A 23,178-nucleotide genomic window follows, 5' to 3' on the forward strand; every position below is an offset into this window, starting at 1 on the left:
ACAAATAAAATTAGTGTCATTTGTGAATATGATTTGTGTTATTCGTGTTTAAAAAATAAAACTAAACTTTTCGGAGTTCCAGCATAGAAGGTATTTCAGAGGATTCTGAGATATTTCCGCTTCTGGCAAACTCTGCCCAAAGTGATCTTACTATTTGTCCGTTCTCGTGAATACATTTCCAGGGAACGTCTTTTAATAAACCTGAAGATTTCCATGCATTTTCATTTCCAAATAACAAAGGGAGATCAAATGCGTGAGCTGCCCCGAAAAAATTATTGATCAATCGCGAATGGATTCTGAATAAATAAACATTTCCACCTGCTTCCGCATAGTTTTCAGCAAAAATCTGCGCTGGTTTTCCGTAAATAATTTCTGTCGTTGCCCGAATTGTTTTATTAAGAATTTTCTTACCCAAACCTTGATTGAGATATTTATTCATCGAGTCGGAAGCTTTTAAATAAAATGAGGTTTCATCATCATTTAGACCAATCAAAACATCATATTTTTTAGCATTTTCTTTCCATTTTTGAATAGATTCATCTTCCCTGCACAAAGGCGGAAAACCATATTGCGCTCCGAAAGGCATGGCTGCTTTTAATCCATATTTAAAGAAAGACGGTACAAAGTTTTTATAGTTTTCTATGATTTCTAAAATATCTGTTTCTGCTGTAAATCTTTCCGTTTTTTCTAAAAATTCAGTGAGCATTTTCTGGCGGTTATTTCGAAGTCCCAAAGGCGCACTTTGAATAATTACTCGTTGAAATAGGTTTTCCACACCATCAGAAATCATCAGATGAGCAATGGCATCACCTCCGGAAGATTGGCCAAGAAGAGTAATGTTTTCTTGATCTCCACCAAAATCATTGATATATGTTTTGATCCATTTTAATGCTTCAATAATATCAAATAAACCCAAATTGGCAGGTCTTTTTTCACTTCCGCCCAAGAAACCGAAAAATCCTAAACGGTAAGAAACCGTGACAACAATAATGTTTTGTTCTTTTACCCAATCGGTAGGATCAGCAGTTGAAAGATCACCACATCCTATTTCATAAGATCCGCCATGAATCCAAACTACGACTGATAATTTTTCATTCTGATCGATATTTTCAGGTCGATAAATTGACAAAAATTGCGTTGATTCTTCAACATCAAAAAGATCAAGATCAATTTTCCCGATCATCTTCTCTAATAATGGACTGATATTCTGCGGACAAACCGGAGTTCTCTCTGGAAAAAAAATTTCCGAAACTGAAGGTTTTTCCGGAACGGGTTTTTCGAATCTTTCAGAATGCGCATAGCGAATACTTTTAGCTTTTAGAATGCCATTTTCTTTTACTGCGAAAATTTTCCCGAATGAGGAATGAAAGTTATGAGTTCCAATATTTTGTTGTGTTGTCATTTGAGTGGGCTTTAAGCAGAAGCAATAGACTTTAAGCTGTGTTTCAAATACAAATTACGGATTTTGTTTTTGTTTAAACACAAATGACACAGATTTTTAAGCACGAATTTTCACTAATGAGAATTTGTGTTTAAAATTATTTATATAAATTTATTTTTAACGCAAAGAGAGCAAAGTTTTTTATTAATATTGAGAATATTTTAAGTTCGCAAAGGCGTTTCACTTAGCTAAGAACGCTAAAATTTAAAGAGTAAGTATAACACTAATGAGAATTAGTGTTATTTGTGAAAAATAGTAGTGCCATTAGTGTTTAAAAAAACTTAGTTCAACGTTTTATATTCGCTTGGGGAAACTCCGACTTTAGTTTTGAATAGTCGCGTGAAATGTTGCGGATATTTGAATCCAAGATCATAAGAAATTTCGCTGATCGATTTTTCAGGATTGAAAATTTGCTCTTTTGCAACATCAATCAATTTATTGTGGATAAATTCCTGAGCAGAAATTCCCAGTTCTTTTTTAATGATATCTCCGAAATAGTTTGCCGAAAGATTAAGTTGTTCAGCAAAATAATTAACCATCGGAAAACCAAAATTTTTAGGTTTATCAGATTTTAAATATTCATCCAAAAGATTTTCAAACTTACCGATAACTCCCTGATTGACATGATCTCTTGTGATAAACTGACGATCATAAAAACGCATACAGTAATTCAAAAACAATTCAATATTATTGACAATTAATGACTTGCTGTGTTTATCGATTGATTGCTCTAATTCGAGTTTGATATTTTTAAAACATTCTAAAATGATCTCACGCTCCTTTTCAGATAAATGCAATGCCTCATGAACGTCATAAGAGAAAAATGAATAATCCTTTATATTCTTCCCTAAATTGGTTCCTTTAATCAAATCCGGATGAAAGAGTAAGGCAGAACCTGCGGGCTGAATCTGCTTTCCTTTATTGTAAATTCCATAGGTTTGACCTGGCGCAATGAAAACCAACGTTCCTTCCTGATAGTCGTAACTGTTTTTTCCGTAAAACATATCTCCACACATCACGTCCTTTAAGAAAACAGTATAAAAACCAAACGTTCTTTTGTGCTGACTAATAGGATCAGATTTTGAAAAATCAACCACGCTTACCAAAGGATGTAAGGTTTCCTGATTGGCCATTTTATTATATTCCGAAACACTATTATAGATTTCAACCTCTTGATCTTCCATGAATTCCATTTTTAATCTTGTTCAAAATTACCACTTTCTTTTGTACCTTTTCTCTTGTCTGTAAAAATGGTAAGTATTTCAGTAAATTATATAAGTATAGTTCATCTAAAAGTATCGACTTTTGCATTGTTATGGAAACATTTAATACTACTATTTTTCCTAAAGGAGAAAAAGCGCCTTCTGAATATTTTTCAGGCGGAACTGCATGGGTAAAGATTTTAAAACCCAATACAGACGAACTTAACTGCCAGATCGGGAATGTAATTTTCGAGCCACGATGCAGAAATAACTGGCATTCTCATGGAGGCGGACAGATTTTAATTGTAACTTCAGGAACAGGTTTTTATCAGGAAAAAGGAAAGTCTGCGCAGGTTTTAAAAGCAGGAGATGTTGTGAATATACCTCCTCATATAGTTCATTGGCATGGTGCGAGTCGTGATAGTGAATTCACGCATATTGCCATCAATCCCAATACTCAAAACGGTATTGTAGAATGGATGGAGCCTGTAACAGACGAAGAATACAACAATTTATAAACTAAACTTAAATAAAAAATCAAATGAGCACATTCACCGTAAAAGCTTTCGCAGCAGAGTCTACGACAGCAGATTTAAAAGAAATGAACATTGAAAGGAGAGATACAACACCCAATGATGTAGAAATTGATATTCTATATTGCGGAGTTTGTCACTCTGACCTTCATACAGCAAGAAACGACTGGGGCGGAACAATGTATCCGGCAGTTCCGGGACACGAAATTGTAGGTAGAATTACAAAAGTAGGAAGCGATGTTTCGAAATTTAAAGTTGGAGATTTGGCAGGTGTAGGATGTATCGTAGATTCTTGCGGGCATTGCGACAGCTGTAAACAAGATCTTGAACAATATTGTCTAAACGGATTTACAGGAACTTATAACGGAAAAGATAAGCATTTGGGCGGTCATACTTTCGGAGGATATTCTCAAAAAGTAGTTGTAGATGCTGATCACGTTTTAAAAGTGCCTGAAAATTTAGATCTTGCAGCAGTTGCACCACTTCTTTGTGCAGGAATTACTACTTGGTCTCCTTTGAAACACTGGAACGTTGGTCCAAATTCTAAAGTTGCGGTTGTTGGTCTTGGAGGCTTAGGTCACATGGCTATTAAATTAGCAAAAGGTTTGGGAGCTGAAGTTACTTTATTCTCAAGAACTCCGGGAAAAACAGAAGATGCAAAGCAATTGGGAGCTGATCATGTTGTAATTTCTACAGATGATACTCAAATGGATTCTGTGAAAGGGAAATTTGACGTAATTATTGATACTGTTCCTTATGTACACGATGTAAATCCTTATGTTACGACTTTAAATATCAGCGGAACGCTTGTTTTAGTCGGATATTTAGGAGGTTTGGAACCTATTTTGAATACCGTTCCGATGATTTTAGGAAGAAAATCCGTTGCCGGTTCGGTGATCGGTGGTATTGCCGAAACTCAGGAAATGCTTGATTTCTGTGGTGAGCATAATATCGTTTCTGAAATCGAAATGATTAATATGCAAGACATTAACGGAGCTTATGAAAGAATGCTGAAAAGCGACGTAAGATACCGTTTTGTGATTGATATGAAATCTTTGTAAGATTTTCCTATATAATTTAACTAAGGCTCTCATTTTTGGGAGTCTTTTTTTGTTTTCTTTATCACAAAGGAAGACAAAGTTTTTTAATAGAATATGTTTTAAAGGAAAACAAAGGCACTTCATTTAAGAAAGAAATACAATTATTTTAGGTTTTAGCTAAAGCCAAATTTAATTGTTTTAATTTTGAAAATGGATTAAAGCCCATTCCTATTGATGGGTTGAAAATCTTTAAAAATATAATTATCCACATTTATATTTCCCGTCCATATCTTTAAAGGCCCATTCTGCCATTTGATGGATGACAGGAATTAGTCCTTTTCCCGATTCACTCAATTCATAGGTTACATGAGGAGGAATGACCGGTTTAGCCGTTCTGATCACCAATCCGTCTGCTTCCAATTGTTTTAAATGTTGAATCAACATTTTCTCGGTAACTGCAGGAATCGCGCGTTTTAATTCGCTGTATCTTTTATCACCGTTTGATAAGTGATATAAAATAATAGGTTTCCAAAATCCCCCGATTTTTTCCATAACATACGTCACCGGACAAAGATCGAGTGCATATTTTTTATTTTGCTGAATGGTTGAGCTTTCTTTAATGGCTGTCATGTTACATACTTTAGGGTAAGTACTTGTATAAAAGTAAGTACAAATATACCTTTGTTCTCAGAAATAAAAAAATATTTACACATGAAAATTATAATCACAGGTTCATTAGGAAATGTAGCAAAACCATTAGCTCAACAATTAATTGCAGAAGGTCACGATATCACCGTAATCAGTAGCAACGAATCTAAAAAAAGTGAAATTGAATCTCTTGGAGCAAAAGCAGCCATCGGTTCTATTACAGATCTAGATTTTTTAGTTAAATCTTTCGAAAATGCAGATGCAGCATTTTTGATGACACCTCCAAATATAGGCGGAGTGAATATTGTTGAAAACACGATTAATGCAGGAAAAAATTATGCTGAAGCCATTTCAAAAACAGGCGTAAAGAGAGTTGTTATGTTAAGCAGCATCGGTGTTGAATCTCCTGTAGAAACCGGCCCGATAAAAGGACTTCATCATATTGAAAAATTATATAATAATTTAGAAAATACTTCTGTAACCTTTTTAAGAGCCGGATATTTCTACATTAATTTCTTTAATGATATTCCGTTAATTCAAAACGCAGGAATTATTGGAGCCAATTATCCTGAAAATGCAAGCATCCCATTAGTTCATCCCGTTGATATTGCTAAAGCTGCCGCAGAAGAATTAATAAAAAATTCTGAAGGTAAGAATGTAAGATATATTGTAAGTGATGTTCGTACAGCATCTGATCTTGCTAAAGTTTTTGGAACTGCCATCGGAAAACCGGAGTTACCTTGGATTGAATTTAAAGATGAAGATTCTCTAAACGGAATGCTTCAGGCAGGTCTTCCAAAAGAAATGGCTGAACTGTATGCTGAAATGGGAAGAGGCGTAAGAACTGGGATTGTTCAAAAGGATTTTATTGAACACGGTTCGGTAATGACGGGAGATATTAAATTGGAGGAATTTGCGAAGGAGTTTGCTTATAAGTTTAATTCTTAATATTTATTGACTAGGTCATTTTAACAAGTTTCGGCGAGCCTTTGGCTCGCCGAAACTTGTTTATAATCTAATTTTGATACTAATTTAAAACAGAAATTACCTTTTGTTTTTTAATATTTCTTTCAGTACTTTAAATTTCCCATCAATGGGCTGTTCAATTTTTAATCCTAAAATTTCTGCAACCAGAGGATAAACATTTACATTTGAAAACTCATCGATCACAACATTATTTTTAAATTCAGGTCCCCAGGCAAAGAAAGTAGCTTTCATTTCAGGAACAAGCCTTGGATTATAACCATGTTTTCCAACAGATGTTTTCTTGCCTTTCTCTAAAAATATCTTCGGCGCTCTTGGAATCAGAAGAATTTGTCCAATTCTGTTATATTGATCATCTTTAGATCCAAAATGTAAATATTTAGGAAGCTTTTTATCTAAATAAACTTCATAATCATCTGTTTTATTAGCTTTTAATTCTTTATAAACAGCTTTAACTTCATACGGATTTTTAACCACCACTCTCAACAATGTTTGAGAATTATAAAAATCAAATCTGTTTTTATCTAAAAGTAACGCCGGAATTTCAAGAGGAGTTCCGCCATCAACTTTTATCATTCCATGATCTGAAACAAAGATGAAATTGACATTTTTCAATCCTAAATCATTAACCTTTTGAACCAACTCTCCAATCGCTTTGTCAATTAAATGAACGGCATCTTCTGTTTCTTTTGTATCTGGTCCGAAATGATGCCCGCTTCCATCCACTTCAGGAAAGTATAATGAAATAAAATGTGGTCTTTTATCCATCGGTAATTTTAACCAATTAACAACTTTATCCACCTTTTCAGAAGGACTAAATTTTTCGTGATAAGGATAATAATATGTTGGCCTCTTTCTACCAGCATCACTTGCAGAACCAACCCACATTAATGAAGCTGAGATCATTCCCTGCTTTTCAGCCAATCCCCAAAGTGGAGTTCCGCCATACCAACTTCCGTCTTCTGCATTTTTCTTGTCGCTCATCGCATACGATTCTTTTCTTTTGTAGTCATAAAAAAAGTTATCGATCAAACCATGATTAGCAGGATACAATCCGGTGATTAAACTCCAGTGATTCGGAAAAGTAATACTCGGATAACTTGGTATCATCGCCTTTGCCCGAACACCTTCATTTGAATATTTTAAAAGATTTTCTGCATTATATTTTTTAGTATAATCATATCTAAAACCGTCTGTAGAGATCATGATCACATAAGGTTTCGTCTGTGCATCAACTGTATTATATCGATTAGGAATAACTATTTGGGTAGTATCAACAGGTGCTTTTTGAGCAAAAACTGTTAACGACATTAAAAACATTAAAAAATGTAATCCTCGCTTCATTATAAAAATTTTCGGCAAAGTTACTATGTCAAAATCTTAGATGAAAGTTTACATGGTTAAAAAAATATTAAACCTTATTATATTTTATTCATCCTTTAATTTTAAACTGATTTAGAATGCTGAAGATTGGATCTTGTAACTCATTTCAAATTGTGACACCCAATTTTCAAGACCAATCGCATTAAGAAAACGGCAGGTACTTTCAGAAGAATCATCAACATTATTTATGGATATTGCTTGCCATTCACTCATCTGTTTTATTTTACTAAAAAGCTTGTTTCCAATCCCCACTTTTCTGAAATTTTTATCAACAGCAATTTGGTGTACTTTTCTAGCAACAGGGTTATAAATAGCATACCCTACGAGTTTATCCACTTTATAAGCGCCGAGAATTTTACAATCTTTATCCATCTGTTCAATTACCGTAACAGAATTTTGCCATGATGGTTCAATATCCCAGAAAGACCTGAATTTCTCCCATTGAAAGCTACTCATCTCTTGTATTAAAACATTAGAATCTTTTTCTTTGAGTTCAATATTTCCTTTAAAACAAAGCAATTTCCGGGTAATCCTAAAACCTAAATTGGTATAAGCTCTTATGGCGGCTTCATTTTTTTCGAGCACTTCCAGCGTTAAAATATCTGTTTTTTTATCTTGTAATATAGGGAGAATATAGTCATACATTTGTCTGACTAATCCTTTTCCTCGATATTCGGAAATTATTCCTGTTCCGGCATTATATACAATTCGTTGCCCAGCCTCTATTTTTTCAGCATTAAGAATAAAAGACACCAATTTACCCGAATCAAAGCCTCCCACAGAAAGGCTCATATCAACTTTTTCAGTAAATATTTTTGATTTGAGCTGATCCAATGTTAAGTGAAAAGGAACCAGATAGTCTGAAAAAGAAGCATTAAATACGGACAAAAGTTCCTGTTTATCAATATTTTCAAGGTTTTCCAATTCCATTATATTGTTTTACTAAATATTAAAATTATGGGTTTAAAAAGATATTGATATTATTTTGTATTTTTATTACATAAAAAAATACCTCTAAAATTTAGAGGTATTCAAATATCATGTTTTTTTTACTTATTCTTTAATTAATTTTTCAAAAGATAAAGTTCCGTCTTTCAATGTAATTTCAAAATAATAGCTTCCCGATTTAAGATCAGCTACGCTAATATTTTCTCCATCAATTTTTACAGATTTTACTTTTCTTCCTGTAGCTTCATAAATATCAATAGATTTGATTTTATCAGCATTTTTGAAGTTAACCGTTTCCTTAGCAGGATTTGGATAAAGAACAACTTTTTTACTTTCCAGAGCCAAATCATTTGTTGCCAGAGTTGCAGTTTTATTAAGAATAGCATATCCTCTGTTACCAAACCCATGATAATTAGCCGCTAAAGTTGTTGAAGGACCTTTTGCAAAGAAAATATTTACCGATCCTGCCGAATTTGTAAATGCTGTATCTCCCGCACCACCAGCAAGAGATCTTGTAGCAATTATAGTTCTTATACCTCCAGAAGTAGTGTTAGATGTAATCGTCCAATCCTGAGAAGCATCCACGTTGGGCGTAGCACCTACTCCCGCAAATGTATAATCAAGATTAGAATTGGTAGTCGAATTAGAATTATAAATAAATCCATCAACTCCAGTTCCCATACCACCAGTAGTTCCTGTTCCACCAAAACCGATTCCTAAGTAGGAAGTATCTGCACCCGTAAGTGTAAGTGTCGCTAAAGTGGAAGAAGTATCCAACTTTACAGTCATTCCAGTTGACCCTAGGTTCACTGTACCAGAGGAAAACTGTGCTCCTACAGCGCTTGCAAGAGCTAAACTTAATGTGAGTAAAACTTTTTTCATATATTAATTTTTTAAGAGATTAATGATTTCTTTGTTGTTTGTTTGTAAGGCATATTCAAAAGGAGTCATTCCCATTGAGTCTTTTTTAGATTTATCCGCTTTATGTTTCAGCAATAATTCTATGAGTTCTTTATTTCCGAATTTTACAGCCCAGAAAAGTGGTGTAGATCCTGTGGCATCCGCAATATTTGGATCGGCATTTTTATTTAATAAATACTCAACCAAATCTTTATTATACTTTACAGAAAGTCCCGCCAAAGCAGTTCCTTCCTGACTTTTATAATTGATATCTTTTACATTATCCATCAAAAACTTAGCCACTTCTGTGTTACCTCTGTAGCACGCTAAAATGAGTGGAGAAAAGCCTCCTTCATTGGTTTCATTGATGATATTCGGATCTTTTTTCATTAGATCTTTGACCTCAGCTACACTGCCGCTTCTTGCAATATCAAAAATAGACTTTGCTTTTTCCTGAGCTGATACAAATGAAAATCCCAGAAAAAAACTTACAATTAAGATTAAATTTTTCATTGTTTTGAAAGTATATAATCATATTTAACATTCACATTTTCTGCAACTTTTTTAGATACCATTTTAGGAATGGTCACATTATGATCTGCAGGTCTTGCTACAAAACCTCCCTGCATGTAGATCTTTCCATCTTTGGCATAAATTGTCGCTGATGAATTAACGGCTTTATCTACCCCGTGAAAATTAAGTTTCCCCTGTATCGTATATTTTTGTGGTGATGCTGTAACTTTAGTTTTATCAAAATTGACAAGCTTTCCTGTAAAAGTTGCTTTAGGATATTTTGCAGATTCGGCATAACTTTCATTGAAATGCTCTTCCATTAATTTCACTGTGAATTTATAATTCTTCACAATAGAAACAGAAGCTATTTCTCCGGTATCGGTATTCAGGATAACGACATTGTTATTATCTTTTGCGCTCACATCTTCAAATAACGGAACTGATGCTTCAAAGCTTACCTTTCCTGTTTTTGAGCTATATTTTTGAGCCCATGCAAGGTTGGTAAACAGTAATGATACAATAATTAATACTACATTTTTCATTTTTATATTTTTTAATTTTCGATTAAACCGTCAGCTTTCCATTTAATGAAAAAATTGATCTGGTTTTGTGACAATGATCCTCCTGGCGGCATTCTGCCGACAGCTCCTACAGGTCTTTGTATTCTGTCTATAATATTGTCAATTTCTGCTTTTACCAAGTTATAATTTGTTAATGGATAACTAGCGGCAGGGCCTCCTGGTGAATGGCATATAATACAATTGGTTTCAATAATTGGTCTTATATCTGTTTCATATTTTACAATTTCGGTGATTGGTGTATTGTCAGAAATCTCCTCATAGGTTCTGCTTTCACAAGCAATTAGTAAAACTGCTGATGATAGTATGTATAGTATCTTTTTCATTTTAAAAAACTCTATAAAGATTAAACCCAAAGAAAATTTGTCCTTTTTCCCACTTTCCGGCTGCATTGGTAAGGTATCCGATGTCAGAATTAAGCTGAGAATTACTGAAAACAAGCTGAAAAACGTGCCCTCCAGTTTCAATATCCATCCCTACTGATAAAGGATTTTTATATACCGTGTGATTATCAAAATTCACAAAATATTCTGCGTTGATAGAAATTCTTTTAGAAATTTTGTATCTGCCCCCCAATCCTGTTAAAAACTGATTCTTATCTTCAATATTAGGCTCGTAAAGGTTTTTGTGAACAAATGACGGCGTTAACTGCAAAGAAAATTTATCATTAAATCTTCTTGAAATCAAAGCCTGCGTAAGATAAGAAAGCCTGTCACTGAACTGAAGATGTGGATAATTATCTTTATCAAGATCTGTGTTAAGTGCCAATACATTGTAGCCTACAATATCAACAGGAAATTTGTCATTTTGCTTTAAAAGACCGTATTTAGCTCCCAGCTCAAAGGTTTTCCCATTGGTTTCTCTTGAAAGGCTTAAAGAAATATTGTCTGTAAGGCCATAAATCGCTCCCAATTTGGTAGAAGCATCATCAAGGCCAAAGAAGTTTTTAAAACCCGTGCTGATATCGCCAAAGCGATGCGCAACAACCATATACCATTCGTTTTTTGCGGTAAGCTTTGTAGACTGTGCTGTGACGATCTGCAGAGCCTTGAAGGCAGGTTGTGAAGTTTCTGTGTTTGTTTGAATAGTGTCAATATCTTTCAACAAATCTTCCTGAGAAAAGGCAAGACTTGATGAAAGCATCGACAAAAATAATAGAGTTTTTGTCATATAAAATTTTTAGTAAATATTAATATGACAAACTTATAGAGTTATGAAATCAAAAGTGTGTGATAAAAGTCACCGAGTAAATAGTTTTTATCAATCATAATATTAAAACTATTAAACATTATTTATTAGACGTGACTAACATTTTCATTTACAAGCATTTTGATACCTTCTTTTGTTTGGGTAATTTCGCCTTCATTTTCAATTTTTTTCAAAACACGGCTCACAACTTCTCTGGAAGTACCAAGATTATTGGCAATTTCGCGGTGTGTTAATTTTATAGGGTTATTTCCCGTTATAGAAATCTGTTGTTTAATATAACTTAGCACTCTTCTGTCTAATCGATGAAAAACGGCTTCATTCACCATATTCATTACATCTGAAAAGCGTTTATCATATTCGTGATAAAAAATTCTATTGATCTCCGGAAACCTGATCAACCATTCGTGCACAACAGAAACCGGAACCAAAAGAATTTCAGATTCTTCTTCTGCCACTGCATAAACCCGGCTTATATAATCTGTAAAAATGGAGGAAAAGGTCATCAAACAACTGTCATTAGGCCTTATGTAATAGTAAATTAATTCTCGACCATCATTTAAAGAAAAAACTTTTACAGATCCTTTTATTACGAACGGAACATATTTATTTTTTTGTCCGTCTCGGACAATTTCTGTCTTTGCCTTTATATTCGTTATAATCCCGTGTTTTTGTAGTTCTGTTGAAAAATCAGCACCCAAAAACCCAAATTTATTAAGAATAAATTGATTATTTATCATATCTACTGTATCAACATTAAAAAACAAATATAAAGAATATCGAGATAGGAAAATAGTAAGTTTTAATAATTAATGAAATAAAAAAAGAGACTGTCAGAAATGGACAGCCTCCTCTATTGTTGTAAATGATAATTTATAAACTGTATTTCAGATTCAGTCCGTAAAAGAAATATGCTTTGCTTGGACCAGGATTAAGGTCTGTTGCAAGCCCTTTCGGGTAACCATTTCCTGCATCTGCATCATTAATGCTGTTTCCTAAGAATAGGAATGTGTAGTTAATCTGATTAGTAAGATTATTCCCCATAACATAGGCATCAACATCCAATTTTCCGAAAGATTTTTTATATCCTACTTTTGAATTAAGCAGACCAAAACCTTTTACAAGATTTGTATTGGCAAAATCTGTATATACATTTCCTAAATAGTTATAGGTATTTATAAGGTAAAACCCCGGTTTTGTATATAAATCTAAACCAAATGTATATTTATTTCTCGGAACTCCCACTACTGTTTTATGATCATAAACCTGATCGTCGCCTAACAATCTTGTAGAAAAGTCTTTATACTTTGCATCATAATATGAAAGATTGAAAAATGGAACAATTCTATTGAGGAATGAGTGATCATTTTTGTACTGATATCCTATGCTGACTTCCAAACCATTGTTTTTCTGGCTACCTGTATTTGCCCAATAAGTTTGGTTATTGGAGTTAGGTATTGTTAACTGTGTTAATTTATTAGAATAATCTATTCTGAACAAAGAAACCTGATAATCCAACTTTGTATCCAACAGCAATCCATGTACACTGAAATCTACCATTTTAGCGCGCTCAGGCTGCAGATCATCATTAACCGTATTGGTATAATTTATAAAAGATGAACTTGCTGTAGGTGAGTTGTATCCTTCGCTGTAGCTTAGATTAAAGATCTGTTGCTTCCATTCTTTTTGTAAAGCAAAATGAGGAGTATAAGCTGCATCATATTTTTTGTCGAAAGAAAGGTCTTTGTTATAGTCATTGATATTATTAACTGTCAGTAATCCTGGTAATGCCAAAAGGTCTTCTCTCTTATAACGCGTTCTGTTGATACTTACTCCCAACAAAAGGGTAAGATCCCATCGCGTATAGGTAATTTTATCAACTAAAAAATAGGAGTCTTGTGTATTATTGTATTTGAAGTAAGACCCTTTTGAGATATTACTTACCTGCATTGGTGTATTTACATCTCCTGTAAATCTGTAATTGGAAATTTGTGATCTGGATGTCTGTAATTCTGTACCAAATTCAACATTATTGCTGAAATCTCCGAATTTATTATTCAACATAAATGTTGAGCGCAATCCTGTATTTAAATTAGTCGATGTTTCAAAAGCTCCTGCGGCAACTCTGTCAAAATTGTTTCCTGAATAAAATATAGTGGTGAAATTTTTAAAATTTTTGGTTATTTCCCAGATATATCCTAATCCTACTCTTGTCGAATTAATCTTATTTCCCGCATTTTTTCTTATGTAGGCAATATTTCCGTTATCAATGCCTGCATAATAGTCAGAATATGGTATTTGTCCTGATACTTTTTCATATGAGTAACCTTGACTTCCAAAGAAACTCAGTTGATTTTTTTCTCCTAATTTTATTGTTCCATTTACATTGAAGAAATTTTTCAACCCGCTTCCGTTTGGTCTGTAGCCATCAGTTTCAAGATGCCCATAAGCTACATTCACTGAATAGTTCTTGTCTGCGACGTTTAGCTGAGTACGGGACTGAAATGTTTTAAAAGCTCCCACCAAAACATTTTCCGAAACAGATACTCCTTTTGTAAAATTTGGACGTGTATAAAAACGTACCGCTCCGCCCACTCCACCGCCATACATTGTCGCAGCAGGCCCCTTGATAACCTCAACATTATTTACATACGCAAAATCAACATCATCCAAAATGGTGATTCCTTCAGCATTCGTTAATGGCATGTTATTCCAATATGCTTTGACCCCCCAGTTATTGAACTTCTGATCGTTTCCATATCCACGAACCACTAATCTCTGACCTCCGAAATTTGTTCGCTTATCCACCTGAACGCCAGGCATTGTAGATAAAGTCTGGTCTATTGCTGCCGGATTATTTCTGTTTAATTCTTCTTCCGAAAGTGTTTCTACAGATTGTGCATGTCTTTTAAATTCTGCACGTTCCTGCTTTATTTTTTTTCTTCCCTGAATAGCAACTTCCTCTATTTCTGATGATTGTTGGGCATTTGCAATTGTACAGCTTATTAAAGCTGCAATACATATATATCTTTTCATTGATTAAAAATTAATTATTTGTCGTTTAAAAGTTTTATAAAAGTTTAAACCCATTCCTCCGGAGGCGGAATTACAATTGACAAACAATATACATTTTCTAATCTTTGTAAATATTCTGATTTTAATTTTAAGTAAAAACTGAAAAGCCGCCATTCTTCACAATCAATAAAAGCAAAAGAATTCGAGATTTTCATTAGTTTTTTCCCTTGTAAAGGCACATCGAATTGTCGCCACACATATACTTTTTTTGTTACGAAAAACCCTGAAAATTTTAATATGGAATTAAGAACGATATCTTTTTTATCTAGATAACAATAAAAATACTTTACCCCTTTTATAACAGTGATTTTAATAACATCATAAGAAGAACCATTCAGCACAAATTCTTTCTCTTCTTTCCATTCTGCTTTCACTAAGTCTTTTCCCGTGAAGCATACTGTTTCTGAGTCATCAAATTTGTTTTTTGAAATATCGTTTTGAGTTTTTTCGTATAGTTCACTTTTAAAGTAGGAAATAGCAGGATGAATCACATTAATAAATAATATGACTAAAGGAAGACATAAAAGTATAAAGAATAATTTTTTATGCAAAGAAAATATTATTGTCTTTGGGGAATTAGATCTCCTGTTGGTTCAACCGAAATAAATTTCGGAATATTTATTTTGTAAAGTTTTTTGGAACCTTTTACTGCATATTCTATCCAATTTTCTTTTAGATTAAGTTTTTGAGAAGGTTCTCTATTTTCCACAGATGATCCTGAAGGTATATTTTCAAAATTATCTGCCTGATCTGTACTCTGAAAATTACCCTTTACAATAATCATATTTCCAGAATTACTTTGAGTAAAACTGATCGTATTTCCTTCAGCCTTTAAAGATTTTACGGCAATAATGTCTTTATTATTTTTAATCTTTAATTTTAGGGTATATATCATTCCTTTCACTCTGTCTCTTCCACCAAACCATTCTGTTTTTTCTGCCGAAATTAAGGATACTTTACCTTGATATAATGAGGAAATCGGCGCTTTACAAGAAAGCGCCAATATCCAAAATATCATTGTAAATAATTGATTATTCATCTTTAATCATCGTCACCATCATTATTTATTTTTCCAAGTACCAGGTAGTTTCCGCTGTATACTATTTCTCCTTTGGCTTCAGCTTTTAGAACATAATTTCCAGGTGTTAATCTTTGACCAAATTCTTCGTCAGACTTCACATTTTTCTTGCTATATACCAATCTTCCTGATCCGTCAAATATGTTTATATCCACCGTATTATATTTAGAACTATCAAATCTCAAATGTGAAATACCTTTTGATGGGTTTGGATATATTCTGGTAAAATCTTTTTTAGATTTTACTTCTCCGGTTGCTAAAGTAACTACAGTATTCTGTGTTGTCCACGCTCCTCTTCCATAAGTAGAAACCATTACGGTTCTGGTAGAAGGTCGGTAATCTAAATTTGTAATTCTTATATTCCCAATATTTCCTGAAATTGAAGACCAGCTTGGTGAGGCCGAAAGAAAATTTGTTGTTCCCCAAACTCCCATTTCTGTTCCTATAATCACTTCATTTGCATCATCAGGGTTTCTCAATACTGTTCTTACAGGCATATCAGGAAGATTACCTTCTTTGTTTTGCCATGTAGTTCCACCATCGGTAGAATAGAATATACTTGTAAGATTATAATTAGATAATGTCACAATAATTTCATTCTCATTCGCTCCAAATTCTATGTCAGAAATTGTTCCTGCTGCCGGAGTTGCTATGGCTGTAGAAGCATAAGATGTCGTGTTGGCATTTGTTATCTTAAAGATTCTACCTAAATTAGTTCCTACAAATAACGTAGTAGATGCAGTTGTATAAGGAGAAACTTTCATCCAAGAAATCTGTTCGCCAGTTTGTGCTGTTCCTACCGTAACTATAGTATTTGTAAATGTTGTAGAAGTTGCAGAAAGACCACTTGTTCTGAAAAGTGTTAATCCTGAACGGTAAGAATAGAATACATTATTTATTCTATCTAATGCAATTTCATTTACAAAATGTCCATAAGCATTTCTATTAGCGCTTGATATTAGATAATAACTATTGTTTGTCAGTAAATAATGATTGTTATAAACATAACTTGCAATTTCATAATTATCTTGATCATCATATTCTGTATACATTCCGTCTCCTCCTGTAGCAGCCTGGCTGGTAAGAAAGTTATTAGCCAGCGGGGCACCATACAGCCACCATGAACCATTATCCTGTGCGCCGGCTAATAATTCTTCATTAGCAGGGGTTTTTGTAGGATTAAGCATTGCGCTATAAAATTGTGTTACATTATATCTTGAATTTCTTGCTGAAAAACCGGTAGTTGTAGCAATATTATTTTTATTTGCTACAAAAAAAACTCCTCCGTCATTTCCAAACATCATTTGATTTGTAGCATAGTTATTAAAAGGATTAAAAACTATTGCGTGCTGATCTGCATGTACAGTTGAAACCTGCAAGGCAGCCATATTATTGTTGTTTGACCATTTTGAAATCTGTGTCCAACTTGTTCCGCCGTTGGTTGATTTATACAAATCAATTCCTCCAATATATAGTATATTGTCATCTTGAGGATCTGCTGCAATTACAAGATCATAAAAAGATTGCCCTCTTGTAAAATCATTCGCAGGAATACTTGTATCTGTAGCGGTAGGCAATGTTACCACTGGTGAAGCATCATTGGTTGCCTGCCACGTAGTTCCACCATCTGTAGACCTTGCAATACGTATCGGTTCTGAAGTGCTATTTACGCCTTGCATGAAAGCATACACTTTATTAGCATCTGTTTTAGAAAGAGTAAAGTTTACTCTTGATCCAGCATTTCCAACGTTATAGACTAAATTAAAAGTATTGCCGTCTGTAGATTTGAAAATTCTGCCTCCTGCATCTATGTTTGAAAATCTTGAACTTTTAGTAGAAACCCAAACAGCATTATCTGCTCCGATCTCTATCTGCTGAATAGCATATCCTGTTGTACTCGTAACTCCTGTTGTGGTATTTAATGCTAATAAATTGGTATTCTTTGTAAATGTGGCTCCTCCGTCTGTTGATTTATATAATCCTGCCTGACTTAATCCCTGCCATCCATCATTGAATGATATTCCTACATAAGAACCGCTCACACCTGCATAAACCTCAGAAATACCTCCATTATTTCTTACCTTAATATCATTAATATAAAAGTTACCGTTTCTAACTCCGCTGGAAGAATATGTTACCGGGATTGTAAAAATCTGTGTCCATGTAGTACCTCCGTCTGCAGACTTCCATATTCCTGAACCTACTGCATCAGCAGTCGCTGATTCTCCTGTACCTACATATATAATTTGGGGATTATTCGGATCATAAGTAATACATACTACTGAAGTGTTTGCCCAAAAAGTACTTAGCGGTGCCCATTCATTCGTACTAATTGAAGGATCCTGATTCACCCAGAGTCCTCCGGAAACCCCTCCTGCAAAAACTCTTTTACCTGTAGGATCGTTAGGATCAAACATAATTGCTCTTGTTCTTCCTCCTACACTGTAAGGACCTCTTTCGATCCAAGGCTCATTAACTATTTTTGCTGTAGAAGAATTATTGCTAGAAATAAAAGACATCTGTTTGGTAGGGGCATACTTTCCTTCCGTGATTTCTTTATTTACTTTTACAAGTCCTTCAAAATTCGTTTGCCCTGTAACAGGATCCATTGTTCTTTTGTAATCTTCCTCATTATATAAATTAGGCGGAATTCCAGCAGTCTTATCAAGTTTATGCTGTTTTTTTAGACCTTTTTCATATTTAGCATATAATTGCTGTAACTGCTTTACATCAACTTTAGTTTTATTTTGAGCAGAAATAAAAGGAGCTCCTAAAACTAAAATCACTGTAAATGAAAATAATTTTGATTTCATTTTGTTTTTTTGTAAATATAATAAAATTAGTGATAATTTTATATTTATATCATAAAATTATAAAAATTAATTTCAGTCAGAATTTACAATAAAAAAATGCCTCAGTAAAAACTGAGGCATTCTTATGTATGTTAAGAAAAATCTTACGCTTGTACGTTGTTTCCACCTAATACGAAAGGCTCAACTTCTTTGATCTCTCCGAATTGTTGCTCGTAGTTTGTGATGTTCTGTTGAAGAGCAGCTAATACTCTCTTAGCGTGAAGTGGAGCAAGAATAACTCTTGAACGCACGTTCGCTTGTTGTACACCTGGCATTAATTGGATAAAATCTACAACAAACTCAGATGGAGAATGGTTTACTAGAGCAAGGTTACAATATACCCCTGAAGCTACCATTTCGTTAAGTTGGATGTTGATGTTGTTTGGATCTTGATTTTGATTTTGATTGTCCATGTTTTCTTTAAATATTTTTTTTGTTTAAAAAGTTTCAGGCCTCTAATTTAAAATTTAAACTCGAATCCTGAAACTTTTCTTTACTTTTTAGTTAATATCTTCGAATTCTTTTTTAGAACCTACGATAACATTCTGATACTCTTTAAGACCCGTACCTGCAGGAATTCTGTGTCCTACAATTACGTTTTCTTTAAGACCTGTTAAGTAATCTACCTTACCAGCAACTGCTGCTTCGTTAAGAACCTTAGTTGTTTCCTGGAATGATGCTGCAGACATGAATGACTTAGTCTGAAGAGCTGCTCTTGTAATACCTTGCAATACAGGCGTTGCTGTAGCAGGTAAAGCTTCTCTTACTTCAACTAAAGCCTGATCTTCACGCTTCAATTTAGAGTTTTCGTCTCTTAATTCTCTTGCAGTAATCATCTGACCTGGCTTGAATTCTTTAGAATCACCAGCTTCAGTTACTACTTTAAGACCGAATACTCTGTTGTTTTCTTCCAAGAAATCAAATTTGTGCTCTAAAGCTCCTTCAAGGAATTGAGTATCACCTCCATCAACGATAGATACTTTCGTCATCATCTGTCTTACGATAATTTCGAAGTGCTTATCATCAATTTTCACCCCTTGTAGACGGTAAACTTCCTGAATTTCATTTACTAGATATTCCTGAACCGCAGTTGGACCTTTAATTCTTAAGATATCGTCTGGAGTAATTGAACCGTCAGAAAGTGGCGAACCAGCTCTTACGAAGTCATTCTCCTGAACCAAGATCTGGTTAGATAATTTAACTAAATAAATTTTTCTTTCTCCAGTTTTTGCTTCAACGATAAGTTCACGGTTACCTCTTTTGATTTTTCCGTAAGAAACTACACCATCGATCTCTGTAACAACCGCAGGGTTTGAAGGGTTTCTTGCTTCGAATAATTCGGTAACTCTCGGAAGACCTCCGGTGATATCCCCTGCTTTTGCAGATTTTCTTGGGATCTTAATTAAAACTTTACCAGCCTTAATTTTTTCACCATCGTTTACCATTAAGTGGGCTCCTACCGGTAAGTTGTATGCTTTCTGCTCAACACCTTTAGAATCTACCACCTTCAGCGTAGGTACGGCTTTCTTATTTCTAGATTCAGAGATTACTTTCTCTTCGAATCCTGTTTGTTCATCAATTTCCAATTGGAATGAAATACCCTGGATGATATCTTCATACTCTACCTTACCGGCAGTTTCTGCAATAATTACCGCGTTATACGGATCCCATCTACAGATAGTATCACCTTTTTTCACTTTATCACCTGGTTTCACAGCTAATATAGATCCATAAGGTACGTTAGCGATCATCAATGGAGTTTTAGTTTCGTTATCAGCAACCAATCTGAATTCCGTAGAACGAGAAACTACTACCTCAGCAGTGTTACCGCTTTCGTCTTCAGATGTAATTGTTCTTACATCATCCATTTCTACGATACCGTCTCTTCTAGCTACGATTGATGGGTTTTCTGATACGTTACCTGCAGTACCCCCTTGGTGGAAGGTTCTCAATGTTAACTGAGTACCTGGTTCCCCAATAGATTGTGCACCAATTACACCTACTGCTTCACCCATATGGATTACTTTACCTGTTGCTAAGTTTCTTCCGTAACATTTTGCACAGATACCTTTCTTAGTTTCACAAGTTAATGGTGAACGAACTTCAACAGCTTCTAATCCAGCTTCTTCAATTCTCTTAGCTAATGGCTCGTTAATCACCTGATCTGCTGAAGCAATAAGCTCATCACTTTCAGGGTCATAGATATTATGTAGAGAAACTCTACCTAAGATTCTTTCAGAAATTCTTTCAACGATCTCATCATTTTTCTTCAAAGCAGTAACTTCAGTACCTCTTAAAGTACCACAGTCTGTTTCAGTAATGATAACATCCTGAGCAACGTCTACCAATCTTCTCGTTAAGTAACCCGCATCGGCAGTCTTAAGTGCGGTATCCGCAAGACCCTTACGAGCACCGTGAGTAGAGATAAAGTATTCTAGGATCGAAAGACCTTCCTTAAAGTTTGCAAGGATCGGGTTTTCAATGATCTCCGCACCAGTAGAACCAGCTTTCTGCGGTTTCGCCATCAAACCTCTCATCCCTGATAACTGACGGATCTGTTCTTTAGAACCCCTCGCCCCAGAATCAAGCATCATATATACAGAGTTGAACCCACCTTGGTCGGTTTTCATTCTGCTCATGATCATTTCAGTTAATCCGGCGTTTGTGTTTGTCCAAACGTCAATTACCTGGTTATAACGTTCTGTATCTGTAATTAGACCCATGTTATAGTTGGCTCTAATCTCATCTACAGTAGAAATTGCTGTAGCAACCATTGCTTTCTTCTCAACAGGAACTACGATGTCACCTAATGAGAATGAAAGACCTCCTTTGAATGCATTTGAATACCCTAAGTCTTTCATTGCATCCAAGAACTTCACAGTTGTAGGGAAATCTGTATCATCAAGGACTCTACCGATAACGTTTCTTAATGATTTCTTAGTAAGAAGTTCATTAATATATCCTGACTGTTTTGGAACGATTTGGTTAAATAAAATTCTACCAACAGAAGTTTCAATTAATTTAGTTGAAATCTCACCGTTTTCTTTAACAGGCAGTCTACATCTAACCTTAGCGTTTAGAGAAACTTTTCCTTCTGCGTAAGCGATTTCCGCTTCTTCAGGAGAATAGAATGCAAGACCTTCACCTTTTACTTTCATATCTTCTGTAGAGCTCAATTCTTTAGTCATGAAATATAGACCAAGAACCATGTCCTGAGAAGGTACCGTAATTGGAGAACCGTTTGCAGGGTTCAAGATATTTTGAGAACCTAACATTAATAACTGAGCTTCAAGGATCGCTTCAGGGCCTAACGGTAAATGTACCGCCATCTGGTCACCATCGAAATCGGCATTGAATGCCGTTGTTACTAACGGGTGTAGCTGGATTGCCTTACCTTCGATCATCTTAGGTTGGAAAGCCTGGATACCTAGTCTGTGCAAAGTAGGTGCTCTGTTCAATAGAACAGGGTGACCTTTCATTACACCTTCTAAGATATCATATACTACAGGTTCTTTTCTGTCAATAATTCTCTTTGCAGATTTTACTGTTTTTACAATTCCTCTTTCAATTAGTTTTCTAATGATAAACGGTTTGTAAAGTTCCGCAGCCATATCTTTAGGAATACCACATTCGTGAAGCTGTAAGTTTGGACCAACAACAATTACCGAACGCGCAGAGTAATCTACCCTTTTCCCAAGTAAGTTCTGACGGAAACGACCTTGCTTACCTTTCAATGAATCTGAAAGTGATTTCAATGGTCTGTTTGATTCAGATTTTACTGCAGAAGATTTTCTTGTATTATCGAATAATGAATCTACTGATTCCTGAAGCATACGCTTCTCGTTTCTCAAGATTACTTCCGGAGCTTTGATCTCCAATAATCTCTTCAAACGGTTATTTCTGATAATTACTCTTCTATAAAGGTCATTTAAGTCAGAAGTAGCGAAACGTCCTCCATCCAATGGAACTAATGGTCTTAATTCTGGTGGAATTACAGGAAGTACACGCATGATCATCCACTCCGGTCTGTTGATCATTCTAGTGTTAGCACCTCTCAATGCTTCTACAACGTTCAATCTTTTCAGCGCTTCAGTTCTTCTTTGCTTAGAACCTTCGTTATGAGCTTTGTGTCTCAAGTCGAAAGACAACGCATCAAGATCGATTCTTTTTAATAATTCCTCAACCGCTTCAGCACCCATTTTGGCGATGAATTTATTCGGATCAGAATCATCAAGATATTGATTTTCTACAGGAAGAGTTTCCATGATATCAAGGTACTCTTCTTCTGTAAGGAATTCTTTATCGTCAAAATCAGAACCATCTAATTTCTTAGCGATACCCTGCTGAATAACAACATATCTCTCGTAATAGATGATCATATCTAATTTCTTAGAAGGTATCCCTAAAAGGTAACCGATTTTGTTCGGTAAAGAACGGAAATACCAGATGTGAGCGATAGGAACCACCAAGTTGATGTGTCCGATTCTCTCTCTTCTTACTTTCTTCTCCGTAACTTCTACTCCACAACGGTCACAAACGATCCCTTTGTAACGAATTCTCTTGTATTTACCACAAGCACATTCGTAATCCTTTACAGGACCGAAGATTTTTTCACAGAACAAACCGTCTCTTTCAGGCTTATGCGTTCTGTAGTTAATAGTTTCCGGTTTTAGAACCTCTCCTCTAGAATCCTGTAAAATGGATTCCGGAGAAGCTAAACCGATGGTTATTTTATTAAATCTACTTGATTTATTTTTATTTGACATTTTTTAGATTTTAGATTTTGGATTATAAATT

At 34.7% G+C, this 23,178-nt stretch carries 20 protein-coding genes; 3 read left to right on the forward strand and 17 right to left on the reverse strand.

Features of this window, described 5'->3' with window-relative positions; genetic code table 11:
• Positions 1 to 61 precede the first annotated feature (61 nt).
• Together EG348_RS03790 and EG348_RS03795 are read right to left on the reverse strand one after the other, a co-directional pair.
• Positions 62 to 1,402 (reverse strand): carboxylesterase family protein, encoded by a 1,341-nt coding sequence (locus EG348_RS03790; RefSeq protein ID WP_123980815.1) that lies wholly within the window; start codon positions 1,400 to 1,402, stop codon positions 62 to 64.
• A 320-nt stretch (positions 1,403 to 1,722) separates the two neighbouring features.
• Positions 1,723 to 2,625: a helix-turn-helix domain-containing protein gene (locus EG348_RS03795; protein ID WP_123980817.1), complete on the reverse strand. Its 903-nt coding sequence runs from the start codon at positions 2,623 to 2,625 to the stop codon at positions 1,723 to 1,725.
• A 131-nt stretch (positions 2,626 to 2,756) separates the two neighbouring features.
• On the opposite strand from EG348_RS03795, the gene EG348_RS03800 reads away from it, so the two are divergent.
• The gene (locus EG348_RS03800) at positions 2,757 to 3,161 is read left to right on the forward strand and encodes a cupin domain-containing protein (RefSeq protein WP_123980819.1); all 405 of its coding nucleotides are present in this window, start codon (positions 2,757 to 2,759) and stop codon (positions 3,159 to 3,161) included.
• Between the two features lie 23 nt (positions 3,162 to 3,184).
• Entirely contained in the window at positions 3,185 to 4,237 is a 1,053-nt protein-coding gene (locus EG348_RS03805; protein ID WP_123980821.1) for an NAD(P)-dependent alcohol dehydrogenase, read from the forward strand.
• 240 nt (positions 4,238 to 4,477) lie between these two features.
• On the opposite strand, the gene EG348_RS03810 is transcribed toward EG348_RS03805, so the two are convergent.
• A complete protein-coding gene (locus EG348_RS03810; protein WP_066754994.1) occupies positions 4,478 to 4,846 on the reverse strand; it encodes a winged helix-turn-helix transcriptional regulator in 369 nt (122 codons plus the stop codon).
• 81 nt (positions 4,847 to 4,927) lie between these two features.
• Here EG348_RS03810 and EG348_RS03815 point away from each other — a divergent pair, with 81 nt between their 5' ends.
• Positions 4,928 to 5,812, forward strand: coding sequence for an NAD(P)H-binding protein (locus tag EG348_RS03815; protein ID WP_123980823.1), 885 nt, complete (start codon positions 4,928 to 4,930; stop codon positions 5,810 to 5,812).
• A 96-nt stretch (positions 5,813 to 5,908) separates the two neighbouring features.
• Here the strand turns inward: EG348_RS03815 and EG348_RS03820 are convergent, their stop codons facing one another.
• The 14 genes from EG348_RS03820 to rpoC all read right to left on the reverse strand — a co-directional run bounded on the left by EG348_RS03820 (position 5,909) and on the right by rpoC (position 23,147).
• A complete protein-coding gene (locus EG348_RS03820; RefSeq protein WP_123980825.1) occupies positions 5,909 to 7,192 on the reverse strand; it encodes an ectonucleotide pyrophosphatase/phosphodiesterase in 1,284 nt (427 codons plus the stop codon).
• 111 nt (positions 7,193 to 7,303) lie between these two features.
• The gene (locus EG348_RS03825) at positions 7,304 to 8,161 is read right to left on the reverse strand and encodes a GNAT family N-acetyltransferase (RefSeq protein WP_123980827.1); all 858 of its coding nucleotides are present in this window, start codon (positions 8,159 to 8,161) and stop codon (positions 7,304 to 7,306) included.
• Between the two features lie 123 nt (positions 8,162 to 8,284).
• Positions 8,285 to 9,061: a T9SS type A sorting domain-containing protein gene (locus EG348_RS03830; RefSeq protein WP_123980829.1), complete on the reverse strand. Its 777-nt coding sequence runs from the start codon at positions 9,059 to 9,061 to the stop codon at positions 8,285 to 8,287.
• Positions 9,062 to 9,064: 3 nt separating this feature from the next.
• Positions 9,065 to 9,592: an ankyrin repeat domain-containing protein gene (locus EG348_RS03835; RefSeq protein WP_123980831.1), complete on the reverse strand. Its 528-nt coding sequence runs from the start codon at positions 9,590 to 9,592 to the stop codon at positions 9,065 to 9,067.
• Positions 9,589 to 10,134, reverse strand: coding sequence for a YceI family protein (locus tag EG348_RS03840; protein WP_123980833.1), 546 nt, complete (start codon positions 10,132 to 10,134; stop codon positions 9,589 to 9,591). The genes EG348_RS03835 and EG348_RS03840 overlap by 4 nt, the downstream gene beginning before the upstream one ends.
• An 11-nt stretch (positions 10,135 to 10,145) precedes the next feature.
• On the reverse strand, positions 10,146 to 10,496 hold the full coding sequence (locus tag EG348_RS03845) for a c-type cytochrome (RefSeq protein WP_228414832.1): 351 nt from the start codon (positions 10,494 to 10,496) through the stop codon (positions 10,146 to 10,148).
• A gap of 1 nt (position 10,497) precedes the next feature.
• Positions 10,498 to 11,340 (reverse strand): DUF5777 family beta-barrel protein, encoded by an 843-nt coding sequence (locus tag EG348_RS03850; RefSeq protein ID WP_123980837.1) that lies wholly within the window; start codon positions 11,338 to 11,340, stop codon positions 10,498 to 10,500.
• 125 nt (positions 11,341 to 11,465) lie between these two features.
• Entirely contained in the window at positions 11,466 to 12,116 is a 651-nt protein-coding gene (locus tag EG348_RS03855; protein ID WP_123980839.1) for a Crp/Fnr family transcriptional regulator, read from the reverse strand.
• Positions 12,117 to 12,249: 133 nt separating this feature from the next.
• Entirely contained in the window at positions 12,250 to 14,412 is a 2,163-nt protein-coding gene (locus EG348_RS03860) for a TonB-dependent receptor (RefSeq protein WP_123980841.1), read from the reverse strand.
• A gap of 44 nt (positions 14,413 to 14,456) precedes the next feature.
• Entirely contained in the window at positions 14,457 to 15,002 is a 546-nt protein-coding gene (locus tag EG348_RS03865; RefSeq protein WP_123980843.1) for a hypothetical protein, read from the reverse strand.
• A gap of 8 nt (positions 15,003 to 15,010) precedes the next feature.
• Positions 15,011 to 15,490: a hypothetical protein gene (locus EG348_RS03870; protein ID WP_164463252.1), complete on the reverse strand. Its 480-nt coding sequence runs from the start codon at positions 15,488 to 15,490 to the stop codon at positions 15,011 to 15,013.
• 2 nt (positions 15,491 to 15,492) lie between these two features.
• Positions 15,493 to 18,342, reverse strand: coding sequence for a T9SS type A sorting domain-containing protein (locus tag EG348_RS03875; protein ID WP_123980847.1), 2,850 nt, complete (start codon positions 18,340 to 18,342; stop codon positions 15,493 to 15,495).
• Positions 18,343 to 18,485: 143 nt separating this feature from the next.
• Positions 18,486 to 18,794 carry a DUF3467 domain-containing protein gene (locus EG348_RS03880; RefSeq protein WP_054511586.1) on the reverse strand — a complete coding sequence of 103 codons (309 nt, stop codon included), beginning with the start codon at positions 18,792 to 18,794 and terminating at the stop codon, positions 18,486 to 18,488.
• Between the two features lie 87 nt (positions 18,795 to 18,881).
• Complete coding sequence (gene rpoC, locus EG348_RS03885) at positions 18,882 to 23,147, reverse strand: DNA-directed RNA polymerase subunit beta' (protein WP_123980849.1); 4,266 nt, start codon at positions 23,145 to 23,147, stop codon at positions 18,882 to 18,884.
• Between the last annotated feature and the right edge of the window lie 31 nt (positions 23,148 to 23,178).

Origin of the sequence: Chryseobacterium sp. G0201, from assembly GCF_003815655.1 — a bacterium.
Lineage (GTDB): Bacteria > Bacteroidota > Bacteroidia > Flavobacteriales > Weeksellaceae > Chryseobacterium.